The sequence below is a fragment of the Streptomyces sp. NBC_00250 genome, from assembly GCF_036192275.1.
GTDB lineage: Bacteria > Actinomycetota > Actinomycetes > Streptomycetales > Streptomycetaceae > Streptomyces.
Map to the genome: position 1 here is coordinate 407,148 of NZ_CP108088.1, position 16,657 is coordinate 423,804.

The 16,657-nt window shown below is 72.2% G+C and carries 10 protein-coding genes and 2 pseudogenes; 8 read left to right on the forward strand and 4 right to left on the reverse strand.

Annotated elements, in window-relative coordinates; all coding sequences use genetic code 11:
• Window positions 1-110: 110 nt before the first annotated feature.
• Window positions 111-859, reverse strand: a pseudogene (locus OG259_RS01850) (transposase family protein).
• Between the two features lie 526 nt (window positions 860-1,385).
• On the opposite strand from OG259_RS01850, the gene cseB reads away from it, so the two are divergent.
• The 5 genes and pseudogenes from cseB to OG259_RS01875 form a co-directional block, all read left to right on the forward strand.
• Complete coding sequence (cseB, locus tag OG259_RS01855; protein ID WP_328940553.1) at window positions 1,386-2,114, forward strand: two-component system response regulator CseB; 729 nt, start codon at window positions 1,386-1,388, stop codon at window positions 2,112-2,114.
• Complete coding sequence (locus OG259_RS01860) at window positions 2,111-3,370, forward strand: HAMP domain-containing sensor histidine kinase (protein ID WP_328940554.1); 1,260 nt, start codon at window positions 2,111-2,113, stop codon at window positions 3,368-3,370. Before cseB ends, OG259_RS01860 begins: the two co-directional genes overlap by 4 nt.
• Window positions 3,371-3,862: 492 nt before the next feature.
• Window positions 3,863-4,816 carry a D-alanyl-D-alanine carboxypeptidase family protein gene (locus OG259_RS01865; protein WP_328940555.1) on the forward strand — a complete coding sequence of 318 codons (954 nt, stop codon included), beginning with the start codon at window positions 3,863-3,865 and terminating at the stop codon, window positions 4,814-4,816.
• The gene (locus OG259_RS01870; protein ID WP_328940556.1) at window positions 4,813-5,880 is read left to right on the forward strand and encodes an endonuclease/exonuclease/phosphatase family protein; all 1,068 of its coding nucleotides are present in this window, start codon (window positions 4,813-4,815) and stop codon (window positions 5,878-5,880) included. The genes OG259_RS01865 and OG259_RS01870 overlap by 4 nt, the downstream gene beginning before the upstream one ends.
• Window positions 5,881-6,097: 217 nt before the next feature.
• A pseudogene (locus OG259_RS01875) lies at window positions 6,098-6,199 on the forward strand (IS5/IS1182 family transposase); the annotation flags it as partial.
• A gap of 334 nt (window positions 6,200-6,533) precedes the next feature.
• Here OG259_RS01875 and OG259_RS01880 read toward each other — a convergent pair.
• Entirely contained in the window at window positions 6,534-10,757 is a 4,224-nt protein-coding gene (locus OG259_RS01880) for a S8 family serine peptidase (protein WP_328940557.1), read from the reverse strand.
• Between the two features lie 91 nt (window positions 10,758-10,848).
• Here OG259_RS01880 and OG259_RS01885 point away from each other — a divergent pair, with 91 nt between their 5' ends.
• Together OG259_RS01885 and OG259_RS01895 are read left to right on the forward strand one after the other, a co-directional pair.
• Window positions 10,849-11,802 carry a helix-turn-helix transcriptional regulator gene (locus OG259_RS01885; RefSeq protein ID WP_328940558.1) on the forward strand — a complete coding sequence of 318 codons (954 nt, stop codon included), beginning with the start codon at window positions 10,849-10,851 and terminating at the stop codon, window positions 11,800-11,802.
• A gap of 858 nt (window positions 11,803-12,660) precedes the next feature.
• A complete protein-coding gene (locus OG259_RS01895; protein WP_443051898.1) occupies window positions 12,661-13,140 on the forward strand; it encodes an aldehyde dehydrogenase family protein in 480 nt (159 codons plus the stop codon).
• A 732-nt stretch (window positions 13,141-13,872) separates the two neighbouring features.
• On the opposite strand, the gene OG259_RS01900 is transcribed toward OG259_RS01895, so the two are convergent.
• A complete protein-coding gene (locus tag OG259_RS01900) occupies window positions 13,873-14,022 on the reverse strand; it encodes an integrase (protein WP_189801159.1) in 150 nt (49 codons plus the stop codon).
• Between the two features lie 348 nt (window positions 14,023-14,370).
• Complete coding sequence (locus OG259_RS01905) at window positions 14,371-15,510, reverse strand: PucR family transcriptional regulator (RefSeq protein ID WP_189801160.1); 1,140 nt, start codon at window positions 15,508-15,510, stop codon at window positions 14,371-14,373.
• 86 nt (window positions 15,511-15,596) lie between these two features.
• On the opposite strand from OG259_RS01905, the gene OG259_RS01910 reads away from it, so the two are divergent.
• Window positions 15,597-16,652: a ferredoxin reductase gene (locus OG259_RS01910; protein WP_328940559.1), complete on the forward strand. Its 1,056-nt coding sequence runs from the start codon at window positions 15,597-15,599 to the stop codon at window positions 16,650-16,652.
• Window positions 16,653-16,657: the final 5 nt, after the last annotated feature.

A 16,657-nucleotide genomic window follows, 5' to 3' on the forward strand; every position in this document is an offset into this window, starting at 1 on the left:
TGCAAGTGGCTGCGCAAGGCCCCGATATCGGGTCTCCGTCGTCCGCGGCTAAAGCGTGTTGCAGAAGGTTGTGTCCGGGCAGGTCAGGGCCGGTTTCGAGGCCGGTCTGTTCACGTGGCCATGGCGAGGTTGTGCATGTGGGCGACCGCTTGCACCGCGTGGTGGAGACCGGTGCCGCGCTGACGGCAGTCGCGAAGAATCTTGTAGTGCTTCATGCGGGCGAAGGCGTGCTCGACGCGGGCACGGACCTTACGGTGCTCGGCGTTGTCCTCCTCCTCGCCCGGCAGCAGGGCCCGTCCGGGCCGTTTGCGGTGCGGGACGACGAGCCCGGTGTTGACGTAGGCGCCGTCGGCCAGCACGGTCACGCCTTCGCAGCGTTGGGCCAGGCCGGAGTCCCGCCATGCCCTCGCGTCCGCGGTGTTGCCCGGTGCCGGCCGGGCCGCGGCGATCACCAGCTTGGTGTCGGCGTCGACGGTGACCTGCACGTTCGCCGAGAACCGGTAGTTACGCGAGGACGCTCCGGTCTTCCGGTCCCGGACCGGGATCAGCGTGCCGTCCACGATCCACAAGCGTTCCACCGAGTCGGCCGGGCGAGCGGCCGCAGCCGCTGGATGACCCGGCACACCGTCGCGGGCGAGCAGCCGAACAGCGGCGCGAGCTGCCGCATGGTGAGGTTCGTGCGGTAGTACACGGCCACCAGCAACACCCGGTCGGCCAGCGGCAGACACCACGGCCGGCCACCGCCAGGACCGTTGCCACCGCGTTCCCGGACCACCTTCACCAGCCACTCGAACTGCCGCATCCGCAGACCGGTGAACGTCTCCACCCACAACGCTTCAGCCCTCAACACCCCACGCATACAGGGGAAATGCCCGCACCGAGGCCTTCTGCAACACGCTTTAGCCGCGGACGACGGCGGCGGTCAGCCCGGACCGGACGACCCGGTCGGCGACGACCTCGCCGCCCGGCCCGCGGCCGATCACCCCGGGTGACCGGGCACCCGGTGCAGACCGCCCACCTGTCGACGTCCAGGCCGGTGCTTCTGGTGCGGCGCCGGCCGACAGGTCGTGGAGGCCCTGCGTCACGACGTGCGTGCGGACGGCGCGGCGAGCGCACCTTCCGACAGGGTGACGACGCCGTCGGGGCAACCGACGTCACTCGTCCGGCGACGGTGGGCTCCGGAGCGGCTGTCGCGGCGCCGGTGTCAGGCGCGCCGTCTCCGTGTCCGTACCGGCTCGGATGTGCGTCGGCCCCCGCGCGGTGGTGTATCAGGCGGGTATCAGACCAGGTCGGGGGCGTGCCGACAGCCCTCCCGCGCCGCCGGGGGTGCGGGAGGGTGAGGCATGATGGAGGACCTTTCCCGTCCCGTGCCCCGAGGGATGTACATGCCTGATGCCGTGCCCCCGCCCGCGCCCGCGCCCGCGCCCGTGACGATCCTGCTCGTCGAGGACGACGAGGTGATCCGGCGGTCCGTCGCGATGGCCCTGGAGCGCTACGGCTACCGCGTGCTCGTCGCGGCCGACGGCCTGACCGGGCTCGAACTCTTCCGGGAGGGGCGGCACGACCTGATGCTGATCGACGTGATGCTGCCGGGCCTGGACGGCATCGGGCTGTGCCGGCGCATCCGGGAGACGGCCACGGACCCGATCCTGATGATGTCGGCGCGCGGCGACGCCCTCGACGTGGTGTCCGGCCTGGAGGCGGGGGCCGACGACTACGTGGTGAAGCCCGTCGACACCGCCGTCCTGGTGGCGCGGATCCGTTCGCTGCTGCGCCGGGCCGCCTTCGTACCCCCGGCGGCCGAACCGGCCGGCCCCGCGGAGCCGGCCGCCCCGCTGGTCTTCGGTGACCTCTCCCTCGACCCCGCGGCCCTGGAGGTCCGCAGGGGCGGCGAGCGGATCGCGCTCGCCCCGACCGAGCTGCGGCTGCTGCTCGAATTCGCAGCGCACCCAGGAATCGTGCTGGACCGTCAGACCCTGCTGCGCGAGGTGTGGGACTACGGCTGGGACGGCGACACCCGGGTCGTCGACCTGTGCGTGCAGCGACTGCGCAAGAAGATCGGCTCCGAGCGAGTCGAGACGGTCCGGGGCTTCGGCTACAAGTGGAAGCGGTGAGCCGGGGTCCCCGGGGAGCGGTCGCGGGCCTGGTGCCGCACTCCCGCTCGCTGCGCTGGAAGATCGTCCTCCTGGTGGCGCTGGCCTGTGCCTCGATGGCGCTGACGGTCGGCGTGCTGGTGCACGACTCGGTGCTGCGGCGGTCCATGCACGAGGGCGCGGGCAGAGCCGTCACGGCCCTGGCGAAGGCCAGAGAGGAGGCCGCGGCCGCGGGTGAGGATGGCCCCCGGGCCTCCCCGGGGGAGCTGCCCGAGGCCCTGCTGCGGCAGGTCGAGCACGACGGCGAGGCCACGCTCTACGAGAACGAGCCACCGGCCCCCGTGTTCTGGGCGGCCCGGCGGGAGGGCGGGAAGTTGTACGCGGTCGAGGTCGACATGACCGCCGACCTGCTGACCCGGCAGGCCCTGGACCGTCACATGTGGAAGTACTCGCTGCTCACCCTGGGCGTCGTCGTCCCCGCCACGGCCCTGGCGACGGAACTCCCCGCCCGGCGGCTGCGCCGGGTGGCCCGCACGGCCCGCCGCATCACGGCGGGCGACCTCGACGCCCGGACGGGGACGGTCCGCGGGGGCGACGAGGTCGCCGAGATCTCAGCCGTGGTGGACTCGATGGCCGACAGCCTCCAGCAGCGGATCGACACCGAGCAGCGCTTCACCGCCGACGTCGCACACGAGCTGCGCACCCCGCTGATGGGTCTGGTCACCTCGGCGGACCTGCTGCCCGAGGGCGAGGTGACGGACATGGTCCAGAGCCGGGTGCAGGTGCTGCGGGACCTGGTGGAGGATCTCCTCGAGATCTCCCGTCTCGACGCGGGCGCCGAGACGTCCCAGCCGGGACCGGTCGACCTGGCCGCCCTCGTCCGGGACTCGGTGGCGCGGACGGGCCTCGCGGCACGGGTGACCGAACGGGAGACGGCGGTGGTCGAGTCGGACCCCCGGCGCCTGGACCGTATCGTCTCCAACCTCGTCGTCAACGCCCACCGGCACGGCGCGGGCCTGGTGGAAGTCGCCGTCGCCGGTCGGACGGTGACCGTCCGGGACCACGGCCCCGGCTTCCCGGCCGACCTGTTGTCCCACGGCCCCCAGCGGTTCCGTACGGGCACGGCCGAGCGGGGGCACGGGCACGGCCTGGGCCTGACGATCGCGTCCGGCCAGGCGAGGGTGATCGGGGCGACCCTGGACTTCGCCAACGCCCCGGACGGAGGGGCGGTCGCGACCCTGACCCTGCCCCAGGACGGGCCACCGTCCGAGGCGTGACCGCGTCCCTGGACCGCCCGCCGGCGGGTGACCCGGCCGTACCGGGACGGCCTGCCCGCCGCGGGACGCTCCTCGGCGTCCCGGGAGGTCCGCCTGTCGGGGTACGTACCGGTACGGCCTGCATGCCGACGCACGGTCCTCGACGGTCACCTGTCGGCGTACGTCCCCGCGCTTCGGACGGCCCGCCGGTGCGTGGCTCCGCCGTCCGGGGACGGCTCCGTCCGCCGACGAGGCCGTCCCGTATCGATCGCCTTCGCCGGGACGGCCGCCCGGCGCGATGCGCACCCCCTCCGCTCTTCCAGCCGGGGCCCCGACCCGCCCCCGCCGATGCGTCGAACGCGCCGGCTGGCGCACGTCCACTCGCCGCCCCGTTGATACACGACCGATGGGTTCCCGAGCGCGGGCCGCGCTCTTCCGACCGTGGGACGGAGACCTCGTCCCCGGAGTCTTGCTGCCGTACCGATCCCGTACCGCAGCCCCTGGAGGCGGCCCGTGCCCGTTCCCCGTACCCCCCGTCACCGCCTCGTCGGCGGTGCCCTGTTCCTGGCCCTGCTGACGGCCTTGGGCATCGCCGTCGCCTCCCCCTCCGGCGCGCCTCCGACGCCGGGTGACGAGCGAAGGCCGGTTTCCGACATCGGCCCGCTCCCGTGGCCGCGGGACGGCCAGAGCGCCGTCGACCTCGAAGGGACCGGTTCGCTGGGCGAGCGGGGCGGGCGGCGGCCAGTGCCGATCGCGAGCCTGACGAAGGTGATGACCGCCTACGTCATCCTGGAGGAGCACCCGCTGCGGCCTGACGAGGAAGGCCCCCTGATCGAAGTGGACCGGACGGCCGCGCACGAGGCGGGAGTCGGCGGCGAGTCGACCGTCCCCGTACGGCCTGGCGAACGCTACTCCCAGCGCCGGCTCCTGGAACTGCTCCTGATCCCCTCCGGCAACAACGTCGCCCGTCTGCTGGCCCGCTGGGACTCCGGCAGCCAGGCTGCCTTCGTGGTGAAGATGCGGCGCGCCGCCGGACGGCTCGGCATGAAGGACACGGTCTACACGGGGGCGAGCGGCATCGAGCCGACGACCACGAGCACCGCGGCCGACCAGGTGCGGCTGACGCGGGCCGCGATGGAGGACCCTGTCTTCCGGGCGGTCGTGGCCACCCGCGAGACCACCGTCCCCGGCCTCGGGACGATCACCAACACCAATCCCCTGCTGGACACCCCGGGCGTCCTCGGCGTGAAGACCGGCTCCAGCACACCGGCGGGCGGGAACCTCCTGTGGGCCTGCGAGGTGCGCGTCGGCGGTACGCCCCGGCTGCTGGTGGGCGCCGTCCTGCACCAGCGGGCGAACACCACGCCCGCCGAGGGGCTCCGCGCCGCCGTCGACACCAGTCGCGGCCTGCTCACCGCCGTCCGCGACCGGCTGGCCGCCGCCGGAACGGAGGGCCGGGGACGATGACCGCGACGACACGCCCGGTCCCCGCCGCCGCACCGGACGGCACGGCGGCGGGGACCCTTCCCTCCACCGGGGCGGGCGGCACGACGGTCGGCCCGGACCGCGCGGCGGACGCCGGGGCGCGCCGCCGGTGGTGGCGACGCCGCGGGGCGGCGGTCACGGGCTGCTCCGTCCTCCTCGCGGTGGGCGTCGCGGGCCACGGGCTGCTCCCCAGGCTGCCCGGACGGCTGAGCAGTCTGGCCGAGACCCTGCTGCCCTGGAGCGCGCTGGTCGTGCCCGTGCTGGTGGCCGCGGCCCTGCTGCGGCGGGCGCAGGTGGCGGCGGCGGTGGCCCTGGTGGTGCCGGCGGCGGCCTGGCTGGCGGTCTTCGGCGGAGTCCTCGCCGACAAGACGTCCCCCGGCGGGGACCTCACGCTGGTCAGTCACAACGTCAACCAGGCCAACCCCGACCCCGGGGGAACCGTGCGGAGCCTGCTCGCCGCCGGGGCGGACGTACTGGCGTTGGAGGAGCTGAGCCCGGCCACGGCGCCCGCCTACGAGCAGGCCCTGGCGGAGGCCTACCCGTACCACTTCTACCAGGGCACGGTGGGCCTGTGGAGCGTCCATCCGCTGAGGGACGCGCGGGCCGTGCCGATCATGCCGTGGACACGGGCGATGCGGGCCACGGTCGACGCGCCCGGCGGGCGGCTGGCCGTGTACGTCGCCCACCTGCCGTCCGTCCGCGTGGGCCCGGCCGGATTCACCGCCGGGGCGCGCGACGAGGCACTGGGCCTGCTGGCGGCGGAGGTACGGGCCGAGCCCGTCCGGCGCGTCGTCGTCATGGGCGACCTCAACGGCTCCACCGACGACCGCGCATTGCGGCCCCTCACCGACCGTCTCGTCTCCGCACAGGCCTCGGCGGGCGCGGGCTTCGGCTTCACCTGGCCGGCGCGCCTGCCGGCCGTCCGGATCGACCAGATCCTTCTCGGGGGCGTCCGGGCCGCTTCGGCATGGACCCTCCCCGCGACGGCCAGCGACCACCTTCCGGTAGCGGCCCGGATCCACCTTTCCCCGGACCCCGCTCCCTGATGATGAGTGGGTGGTCGTCGGGCGCGATGTGGGGCGAAGCGGCGACCGCCCTTGCCCTCGCTGAGCGCTGGGAGGGAGCGGACACGGCATACGACGGTGCCCTCGTCACCGACGCCGAGACCCCAGGCGCCGCCCCTGCAGCAGCGGGAGTTCACCCGCCCCAGGGGCAGCCCTCCATTCCCACAGCACTCGGCCGAATCCAGGTCCCGGCTCACTCGGCCGGCCACGCACCCGACCCATGGCGGTGGCCGCGGACCATGCCTCCTCGTCCAAGGCCAACCGCGCCTACCTGCGCAGACGCGGGATCCCCCTCGCTGTGTGCCAACTCGCCGCCGCCTCGCGCCATCGGTCAGAGGCCCTCTCCGTGCCGGCCAAGATCCGGGCCATTCCCGGACCAGCCGCCTGCGCTTGGCCGAATCGCGGCCGTTTCCGCGGTCAGGGGACATGCGAGGCGTGTACCGCCAGCAGACGAAAAACCTGCTGGTCAGCTACCCGCCGAAGAAGCTCGGCTTCTTCTGGAGCCACAGAAAGAGGGGCCTGCGGGAGATTCTCCCGCTCGGCCACGCGCGCGAGCGTCGACCGGACCCGGGAGTTCCGGGCCGGGTCGACGCTCGCGCCGGTCATGCGGTCACACGCGTCATGCGCGCGGTGGGTCAGCGGCGTAGCTTCAGGCGGTGCACCCCGCCGTCGACCGTGCCGACGTAGAGCGTGCGGCCGTCGGGGGCGGCGGCCAGCCTCGTGGTGTCGGTGTTCTGCAGGCCGCTTGAGATGTTCTCCCAGGTGAGGCCGTTGTCGGTGCTGCGCAGTACACCCCGGCCGCCTTGGACGAGTCCGGACTGCCTGGAGCCGGCGGTGGCCGCGTAGAGCGCTCCGTTCACCCGCAGCAGGTCCGAGACGTGGAGCACGAGCGGGCCGGTGTCGGCGGTGCGGAAGGTCCTGCCGTCATCGGTGCTGACCCGGACGGACGATCCGCCGACGACCAGGCGTCGGCCATCCATCACGATCGCGGAGACGGGGCCCTCGGCGACCTTGGTCTTGGTGACGCCGCCGTCGTCCGAGCGGTAGAGGCCCGAAGCGTTGCCGAGCCAGAGGCGCCGCGGGTCGCGCGGGTCACCGGCCATGGCATCGAAGGACCTCTCGTGGAAGAGGTTCTTCCACGTCCTGCCGCCGTCGGACGTCGCGAACAGCCCGTCGCCGAAAATGCTCCTGAAGCTGATCGCCACCCGGTCCGGGTCGGCCGGGTGGACCAGGATCGAGGTCGGTATCTCCGACGACGTGCCCTTCACCTGCCAGGTCCGGCCGGCGTCACCGCTGCGGGAGACCTCGAAGAGCCCGGTCGCGGTGCGCCGGACCTGCCACACCACCTTGGTGTCCTCGGGCGACACTGCGATGTGCGAGGTGAGGCGACCGGTCCTGCCCTCCGCCCCGGACTGGCCCCACTCGGGGCCGGCGACAGGGATCGCGGTGCGGTAGGTGCCGCTCACCGTTCCGGCGAGCAGCTGGTCGCCGCCGGCCGCGAGGGCGAAGGTGGTCAGGCCCTGGACGCCGATCCTCCGGTATCCGGTGCCGTCGGCGGAGCCGCGGTACAGGCCGTCCTGTTCGCTGGAAACGGTCACCGAGCCGTCGGCCCAGCGGTCGTAGTCCATCGCGATGGCGGCCTTCGAGGGGGCGGGCACGGGCTTCCAGGTCTTGCCGTGGTCGTGGCTCACCTGCCCGGCGCCGAACAGCGCGCGCAGGTACAGGTCGCCACCGGAGGCGGACAGTCCGTTGCCGCCCTCCGTCAGGGGCAGCAGGGTGGACCAGGTGCGGCCCTTGTCGTAGGAGCCGCGGACGCCCGTACCGGGGACGTAGGCCGCCACCACGGTGGAGTCGGCCGCCATGCCGCGGATGGTGCTCACGGGCTCGTCGAGAACGAGGTGCGCCGTACCAGGGTCGCCCTTGCCTACGCCGTCGATCCGCCAGACGCCGTCGAAGGTCGTCAGGTACAGGGTGTCGCCGACGAGGGTCGCGTCGCGGACGTCACCGGTCACGCCGGTGGGGTACGCCGCCCAGCTGTCGCCCGCGTCCGTGCTGACCAGCAGTGTGTCGTCGACGATCGCGGCGAGGGTACGGGTCTGCTCGTCCGCGACGAACTCGTCGATGTGCGCGTCGGGCACGTCGAGCTTGCGCCAGGTTCGGCCGTTGTCATCGGTACGCAGGATCGTGCCCCGGCGGGTGGGGTCGGCGGCCGTGTTCACGGCGTACCACCAGCGATCGGGGCGGCGGGCGTCGACCACGACCGCTCCGGTGCCGTTGCCGTCGGCGATCGGCAGCCTGCCCACCTGGCGCCAGTTGGCGCCGCCGTCGGTGGTCAGCCAGGGGGCGGCCTTCCGGAACTGGGTCACCACGGCCTGCTTCGGCCGGGCGGGCGAGAGCGCGACGTGACCGGCCTCGCTGTTCGGGCCGATGGGCTCCCAGCGGTTGCCGCGGCTGTCGGCGGGGGTGACCTCGAAGGCGCCGGTTCCGGTGATCCGCCGGCCGTCGGTGGTCGTGGCCCGCACGGCCAACCGGTAGGCGCCGGCCGCCTTCCCGGTCACGTCGGCCTGGTAGTAGCTGGCGCCGTTCATGGTGGTGGGCAGGGTGAAGGCCTTGCCGTGCGGCGGCGTGACCCTGATCTCCGGCGGCGCGTTCAGGGCGGCCGGGGCGGCGATGTGCACGGTGGAGCGGCCGTCGCTCGGGTCGGGGGACGCCTGGACGACCAGGTGCCGGACGACAAGCAGGTACGGCACCCGGAGGGCCGGGCCTCGCACGGGGGTGGCCGTGATCCGGCCGCTGATCTCCGTGTCGGTGGCCGGGCGGTCTGCACGCAGGGTGACGTCGACGGTTGCCGACCCCTCGGCAGGGACGGTCACACGCGGCGGAGACACGGCGGTGGGCCCGGTACTGCTGAGGGTGACGGTCAGCGGTGTCCTGCCGGGGTTGGCCAGGCGTACCTGCGCGGTGCCGCCGACGGTCCTGTCCGACAGGCCGGCGAGGCCGAACGACACGGTCGTCGGGGAGGCGCTGAGGGTGGCCGACGCTGCGGCGGCCACGTCGAGCCGTCCGTTGCCCTGGGCGGTGGGGCCGGTGCCGGCGAGCTGCTTCGCGGTGCCGACCAGCGCGGACCTGATCTCGTCGGGGTCCTGGTCCGGGCGCAGTTGGCGCAGCAGGGCGGCGGCTCCGGCGACGTGCGGGCTCGCCATCGAGGTGCCCGACATGCGGTAGACACCGGGTGCGTACATCGAGGTGGGGATGGTGGAGCGGATCTCCACGCCGGGTGCGACCAGGTCGGGCTTGAGGCCGAAGCCGGTGCCGGGTCCGCGCGCCGAGAACGAGGCGATCTGGTCGGTGGAGTCGGTGCCGCGCAGGGTGACGGACACCTTCCCAGCGGCCAGTTCGCGGCTCAGCTGGGCGTACTGGGTCGTGTCGATGCCCATGACGACCAGGCGGTCCATGCGCAGCGAGTCGCCGGAGGCGGCGGTCCGGGTGAGGTCGGGGCGGGCGGGGGTGGTCGTGGCGCCGACCGTTCCCGGGGTGGCGGCGAGCACGGGTCCGCCCCCGGCCGGAAGGCCGCCGAGCACTGCGAGCGCGCCGCGCTCTTCGGCTTCGCGCGCCCAGTCGATGTCGCTCTGGCTCAGGACATCCGTACTGGGCGCGACGAGGATGTCGGCCCGCAGGATCTTGCCCCGTACGTCACCGACCCGCTTCCAGTCCTCGGCCGTGCCCGCGCCGACGTCCACGAGCGGCGCGGTGACCGGTTCCCGAGGCGGGTTCGCAGACAGGACGCCCCGGTACGTCTGGATCAGCTCGGGCTCCTTGCCCGCCAGGTACGCGCTGGGTATCCGCAGCCCGCTGGTGGAGGCGCCGACCGCGATGACGCCGTCGGCCGACGCCGGAGTGTTGACGGTGCCGCTGCCGGGACCGTCGTTGCCGGCCGCGGCGACGACGACCACTCCGGCCCGCACGGCGGCGGTCGCCGCGCGGCCCAGCGGGTCGGTGCCGTCACCGGGGCCGCCGAGGCTCATGTTGATGACGTCGGCCCGCTGGGGGTTGGCGGGGTCGGCCGCCGCCTCGATGCCGGCGATGATGTCGGAGGTGTAGCCGCTGCCGTCGGCGCCGATGACCTTGTAGGCCAGCAGGCGCGCGTCGGGCGCCATGCCGGTGACGCCTCCCTTCCTGACCGCCTTGCCCGCGATGATGCCCGCGACGTGGGTGCCGTGACCGTTGTCGTCCATCGGGTCGTCGTCGCCGTTGGCGAAGTCGAAGCCGCCGACGACCTTGTGCCCCTTGCCGAAGCCACCGCCCAGGTCGGGGTGGCCGTAGTCCACGCCACTGTCCAGGACCGCCACCACGGTGCCCTTGCCGGTGGCCTTCACACCGGCCGGGTCCTCGCGCTTCCAGACCTCGGGCGCACCGGTCAGCGGAACGCTGATGTCCGTGCGCACCTGTATCCGGGTGTCGGGCCGGACGGCGACGACGCCCGGCAACGCGGCCAGCCGCGCCGTCTCGGAGGCGGGCACCGTCATCGCCACGGCGTTGACGAGCAGGCCGAGTCTGCGGGGCGAGGCGGGGTGCAGTCCGGCTTTCCCCACCGTCCTGACGAAGGCGTCCTGCCGTGCCGCCAGGGCCCGTCGGGCATCGCCGACGGCGGAGGCGGTGCCGGCGGTCAGGGAGGTGAGCGAGCCGCCTGGGGCGGCTGCCACGGCTGCGTCTCCGGACAGCTCGACGATGACCCGCTGGTTCGGGTCGGGTGACTTCGCGGTCGCGGCGCCGGGTGTCGCGGTGAGCGTCCCGGCCAGCGCGACGGTGGTGACCGTGGCCGCCGCCAGGCGTCGGCTTCTTCGTGGGTTCTTGGCCATAGGCAGAAGTCCTAGCGCCGAAGTCACGCTCCGTACAACGGATCTTGGCGGCCCATTGCTGCACTTGGCACAAGTGGGCCAGGATCCGCACATGACGAACGAGCTCACCGCGGCAGGCATCGATCCGTTCGACGAGAGCGTCTACCGGGCTGTGTTGACCCGGCGTACGGCGGCCCCGGCCGAGCTCGCCGCCGACCTCGGCTGCTCCCCTCTCCGCGTCGCCAGGGCACTGGACCGACTGCACGACCACGGCCTGGTCGGGCGGCTCGCGGGCGTCCGACGCCGGTACGCGGCGATCGAGCCGGGAGCCGCGGTCGAGTCACTGGTACGAACCAGGACCGCGGAGTTGGACCGGGTCCGTTCGGCGGCGGGCGAGCTGTCCCGCCTCTTCGCGGCGGCCCAGGCCGGCACCGCCGGGGAGGACGAGGTGGAGATCACCACCGGCCGCGAGGCGCTCGGTCGCTGGTTCGTCCGCCTCCAACAGGAGGCGCGCGAGGACGTCATGACACTGGATCGGCCGCCGTACGCGCTGACCACGTCCAACCCGGTGGAGAGCAACGCGCTGGGGCGCGGGGTGCGCTACCGCGCGGTCTACGCCCCCGAGGCGCTGGAGTGGCCGGGGGTGCTCGAGGACATCCGAGGACTCGTGAGCCGTGGCGAGCAGGCCCGGGTGATGCCGGGCCTGCGGATCAAACTGGCCATCGCGGACCGCCGGCTGGCGCTGATGCCGCTCTCCCTGGACCTCGATGGCGTGCGCGCTGCGGTCATCCGCCCCTCCACGCTGCTGGACGCCCTCACCGACTACTGGGAACTGTGCTGGAAACAGGCCCTGCCGCTCGACGCCCCCGCCCAGGACCCGCTCGGCGAGGAGGACCGTCTGGTGCTCACCCTGCTGGTCAGCGGCCTCAAGGACGAGGCCATAGCCCGCCAGCTCGGCTGGTCGGTCCGCACCGTGCGCCGGCGCATGAGCCGCCTCCACGACCTTCTGGGCGCGGTGAACCGCTTCCAGGCCGGTGTCGTCGCGGCACGCCGCGGCTGGATCTGACCCGCCGCCGAGCCGGGGCCGATCTCGCTGGTCAGCGCGGGTTCATCAGCTGCACCACCAGCGGACGAAGAACCTTTGTTGCAGCTACTCCCCAAGGCGCTTGAGCTCTTCTGGGAAGTGAAGTCGGGTGCCTGGAGGGAAGATCGTCCCACCAGGGACTCCTGCGCTTGGACACATTGCGACATCACCCGGCTGCCACGTGTAGCGCGTAGCCGGCTCCAGGCGCGCTTCCCGGACCATGCGCGGTCCGGACCGGACGCTTCGGCAAGCATCCGCAGGATGCCGACACTCGTCTCCGGGATCTGCCGTTGTCGGCCGCCGCGCGCTCGCAATCCCTCCCGCCGACCCGCTGCTTCCACGTAGCTGCCAGAAGTGCGTCGAGGATGCCGGTGAGCGGAGAGACCCCAGAACCCAGCGCCAACCATGTACGAGCTCGTTGGACCTGGCATCCGCCGTCCGACCGGTTCGAGGTGCGCGGGGCGGGCGGGTCCTCCACCCTGGAGGGAGCCTGCCCCTTGCGCCGGGCGGGTGCGACCCCGACGAGGAGTGGCATGTCCGGACAGTTCGAGGCGAGGGTCGACGTGGGCCGGGACATCGACGAGGTGTTCGGATATCTCGCCGACGGGCGGAACGATCCGCGGTTCAGCCCGCGGGTGCTCCGGATCGACCGGGTCCCCGAGTCGCCGACGGCCGGCGCTCAGCAGTTCCTGACGAGAGAAGCTGCACGGCGGAAGCGTCGCAGTCCGACGGTACGCAATCGTGCCGTCTGCGTTCACGAGATGGGCCGGCGCTTCACCACCGCTTCGAGCTCCAGGCTGACCCGAGGGCGAGCGGAACGGCGCCTACTTCCTGGCCGGGGTGCTCACCGGGCTCACCACCGATCACGCCGCGGCACGTGAGGAGTTCTTCAGTCCGGTCGCCGTGATCTTCCCGGCGACCGGAGAGGGCGACGCGCTGCGCATCGCCAACGACACCCTTACGGCCTCGGCGCCCACGTCTTCACCACGGATCCCGCACAGGCCGCGCGCGTTGCCGACCGCATCGAAGCCGGAATGGTCTTCATCAACGGCGTCGGCGCCGAGGGGGCCGAGCTCCCTTTCGGGGGCGTCAAGCGTTCCGGATTCGGTCGAGAACTGGGCCGAGCGGGTATCGAGGAGTTCGTCAACAAGAAGCTCATCCGCACCATCGCATAGGCCCCGGCAGGGGCCGCATTGCTTCATCCCGCAGATGTCGGTGTCACCACGCGCGATGGCCATCGCTGCTATAGCGGGCGCGCACAACCGGCACGCGCTCGACGCGGAATGCTGCCGCAGTGCACTGATCTGCCGGATCACGTGAGGCCGGTCCCCTACCACGCCCCCGCCCGCGACAACTCGCAGGCCAACTGGTTCCCATGAGGCCTCTTCCCATTCTGGGGCCGACACACCGCGTGGGCACCTCAATCCCTCCCAAGCGCGCAAGCCCCGCCGACCGCCAACGGAGGCATCAGGGCTGCCCCTGTCTGCGGTCGTCCCGGGGGACGACCGCAGACCGCTGTACCGAGTTCTTGCACGAGGTGATCGAGGCATCGCTGCCCCGGCGGGACACGAACACCTCCGTGTGTGGCGTGGGGCCCGGACACCTCACCACGCCGGTTGCCTCCCCGACCTCCCCTGTGCACGCCGACCCCCAAGACCACGTGCTCGTGGGGTTGGCCGACGACCACGACGTCGAACAGGTGACGGGGCTCGCCCGGTGCCGGTCGACGCCCACAACCGGATGATGATCCGGGCCATTTCCGGACCAGCTCCTCCAACAAGCTTCGCAATCGGCTGTTTTCCCTGGTCAGCTCGGATGCAACTGCTGTACCACCAGCGGACGAAGAACCTGCTGGTCAGCTACTCGCCGAAGAAGCTCGGGTTCTTCTAGGGACACAAAAGGAGGCGCCTGACCTGGGCTTTCACCGGTCAGGCGCCTCTCGCTGACACCGCACAGGGAGGGAGCTCGTTTGCGCCGAAACTCCCAGTTCGTCCCACCGGTGTCCCACCCCTGACCAGCACTTCCGGACCAGTCACGGACCAAACTCCGGACTCACCGCTCAGGCGCCTGGCCCCGGCTGACACGGTCCCACTCCTCCATGGACTTCTCGTTGAGGCGGTTGGCCTGCGCTCGCACGCCGTCCAGGAACTTGGCGTAGTGCCGGAAGAGGTCGCCGAGGAGGACGTCGTGGGAGCCGCGCACCCACTCGGCCCCGGCGAGTCCGCAGGGGCTGAGGTGCCACCTCGGCAGGGCTGCTGACCTCAGAACGGCGCACCTCTTCTCCCGAGGGCAAGCCAACGGCGGTCAGGCTCCGGCCGGCGTCACGGCCTCCGTCAGAGCGAGTGGGGCCGGGATGTACCCGCTCGGCCGACCGCCGCCCAGCAAGGGCTCTCTCCGAGAAATGCCACGTTTGTGAGACGGTTCGAAGAAGCCCGACCCGTGCCACGAAGTGCGAGACCCTACAAACGGCACCGTATTCTCAGCGTCGATTGCGTACACGGGCCATAGTGGATCGCTCGCGGACTCGGTCGTGGACGGTCGAAGTATGCGTCAGCTGACCCGAAGACCGACCGCCAGCGTCAGTTCAAGGACCCGATGTGGCGATGCGAGATCCGGAAACAGCTCCCGCAGCTGCGACATCCGGTACCGGACGGTCTGGGGATGGACGAACAACGCCGCCGCCACCTCGTCACGCCTGCCCTGGTGCAGCAGCCACTCCCGCAACGTCTCCTCCAGCCGCCGTGCGGTCGCGACAGACAAGGTCCGCAACGGTGCGAGGGCTCGGGCACGCAGGTCTGCGAACGCGTCCACGTCGGCGCTCAGCACCAGCTCGGGCAGGTGGTCCTCGGTGTCGCGAATATCAGGGGAGAGGGAGCGCGCGCGTACGGCGCGTGCGTACGAGGCGGACGCACGAGTCCATGGCCGGGCCGGGCCGACCACGGCGGTGCGGTCGGTCAGCTGCCGCAAGAGATGTGACCGGTCGGCATCGGGGACGAGCAGCACACCGAAGGCGTCCGGCAGATCGTCGAGGACGAGGGTGCTCGGGTCGAGCGCGCGGTAGGCAGGCCGAGCCTGGGCGGCGGGCAGCAGAACCGCGGTCAGCGAAACCGGAGGCTGCCACCCGGCCCGTTGAACAGAGGCCAGCAACACGTCCGGGCTCGCGCCGGCGAGGAGGTCGCGGGCCAGGTGTTCCAGGTGGCGCTCGTGGGCCCTGCCCCGGGCGGCCAGTTCGTCGGCGTGGCCCGCGGCGCTCGCGGCGGAGAGCTCGTCGATGTAGGCGAAGGTCAGCTCGGCGAACTTGGCGACCTCGGCGGCGGGCAGGCCTGCGGGTACTGCACCCGCTGCCAGGCATCGCCAGGCCACGCGGGCGCCGACGCGGTATGCGCTGAGCAGGGCGTCCATCGAACGGCCGGATCGCACCTCGCCGCGGCCCAGCTCGTAGGCTGCGTCACCGGCGTCGCCGCCTGTGGCGTTCCCGCTCGCGAGGTCCAGGTAGTGCCCCAGGGCGGTGCGGACGGCTCGGCGGATGGTGCCGCCCATGCGGCCCGAAAGGGCGTTGGCGTAGGGAGGGACCTCGTCGATGATCGCCTGGACGACCTCGTCGGCGGTGGTCTTCAGCGCGGCCCGAAGTGCGGTGACCGTCGTCTCATCCAGGGCCAGTTCGGTGACCCTCCGGATTGGATGGCTCATGCTTTATTCCCTGCGAACAATTCAGCCGACCAGATTTACGTCCTACGGTCAGGACTTTACGCCCTGAGGCGCAGCAAGCTGGAGTCATGACGAGTGCAGCCCTCCGCAGCAGGGCGTGGAAACTGCTGGAGATGGTCACGACGCCGCTGCTGCCGTCGGACTATCTCGACCTGGTCAGCCCGCTGCGTGCGGGCGCTGACCTGTGTGGGCGCATCGAGGCCGTGCGCCCCGAGACGGGTGACGCCGCTACTGTCGTGATCAGGCCGGGACGGGGCTGGCGCGGTCACACGGCCGGTCAGTACGTGCGGATCGGGGTCGACGTCGACGGGGTGCGCCTGTGGCGTGCTTACTCCATCACCTCGCCGACAAACCGCCAGGACGGCCGCGTCACGATCACCGTGAAGGCGATCCCGGACGGCAAGGTCAGCAACCACCTGGTCCGCAGGGCGAAACCGGGCACGATGGTCCAGCTCGACCAGGCAACCGGTGACTTCGTGCTGCCGGAGGCCAAGCCCGCCAAGGTGCTCTACCTGACGGCCGGCAGCGGCATCACGCCTGTGATGGGCATGTTGCGTGACATCGAGTTCGACGACGTCGTCATGGTCCACTGCGCGCCACAGCCGCAAGACGTGATCTTCCGCAACGAACTGCACGACCTGGTCACGGACGAGAAGCTGCGGCTCACCGAGGTGCACACTGACACGGACGGCATGCTCGACATCGCCCGTCTCGACGAACTGGTGCCCGACTGGGCCGAGCGCGAGACCTGGGCCTGCGGGCCCGCGGGCCTGCTCGACGCCGCCGAAGAGCTCTGGAGCGAATACGGCGTGCAAGAGCGCCTGCACACCGAACGCTTCCGCCCCAGCATCGTCGTCGCCGGTGACGGCGGCGAGGTCACGTTCAGCGCCACCGGCAAGACCGTCGACGCGGACGGTGCCACGCCGTTGCTGGACGTCGGCGAGGAGGCCGGCGTGCTCATGCCGTCCGGGTGCCGCATGGGAATCTGCTTCGGCTGCGTCACGCCGCTCAAGGCGGGCGCCGTCCGCGACGTGCGTTCCGGCGAGATCACCGAGGCCGAGCCGGGTGTCCTCATCCAGACCTGCGTGTCCGCCGCGGCGGGCCCCTGCGACATCGAACGGTAGGAACA

Bases quoted from the DNA above. Each gene is read 5' to 3' on its own strand.
- cseB (WP_328940553.1), top strand. From the start codon at position 1,386: ATGCCTGATGCCGTGCCCCCGCCCGCGCCCGCGCCCGCGCCCGTGACG.
- OG259_RS01910 (WP_328940559.1), top strand. From the start codon at position 15,597: ATGACGAGTGCAGCCCTCCGCAGCAGGGCGTGGAAACTGCTGGAGATG.
- OG259_RS01870 (WP_328940556.1), top strand. From the start codon at position 4,813: ATGACCGCGACGACACGCCCGGTCCCCGCCGCCGCACCGGACGGCACG.
- OG259_RS01905 (WP_189801160.1), bottom strand. From the start codon at position 15,510: ATGAGCCATCCAATCCGGAGGGTCACCGAACTGGCCCTGGATGAGACG.
- OG259_RS01880 (WP_328940557.1), bottom strand. From the start codon at position 10,757: ATGGCCAAGAACCCACGAAGAAGCCGACGCCTGGCGGCGGCCACGGTC.
- OG259_RS01885 (WP_328940558.1), top strand. From the start codon at position 10,849: ATGACGAACGAGCTCACCGCGGCAGGCATCGATCCGTTCGACGAGAGC.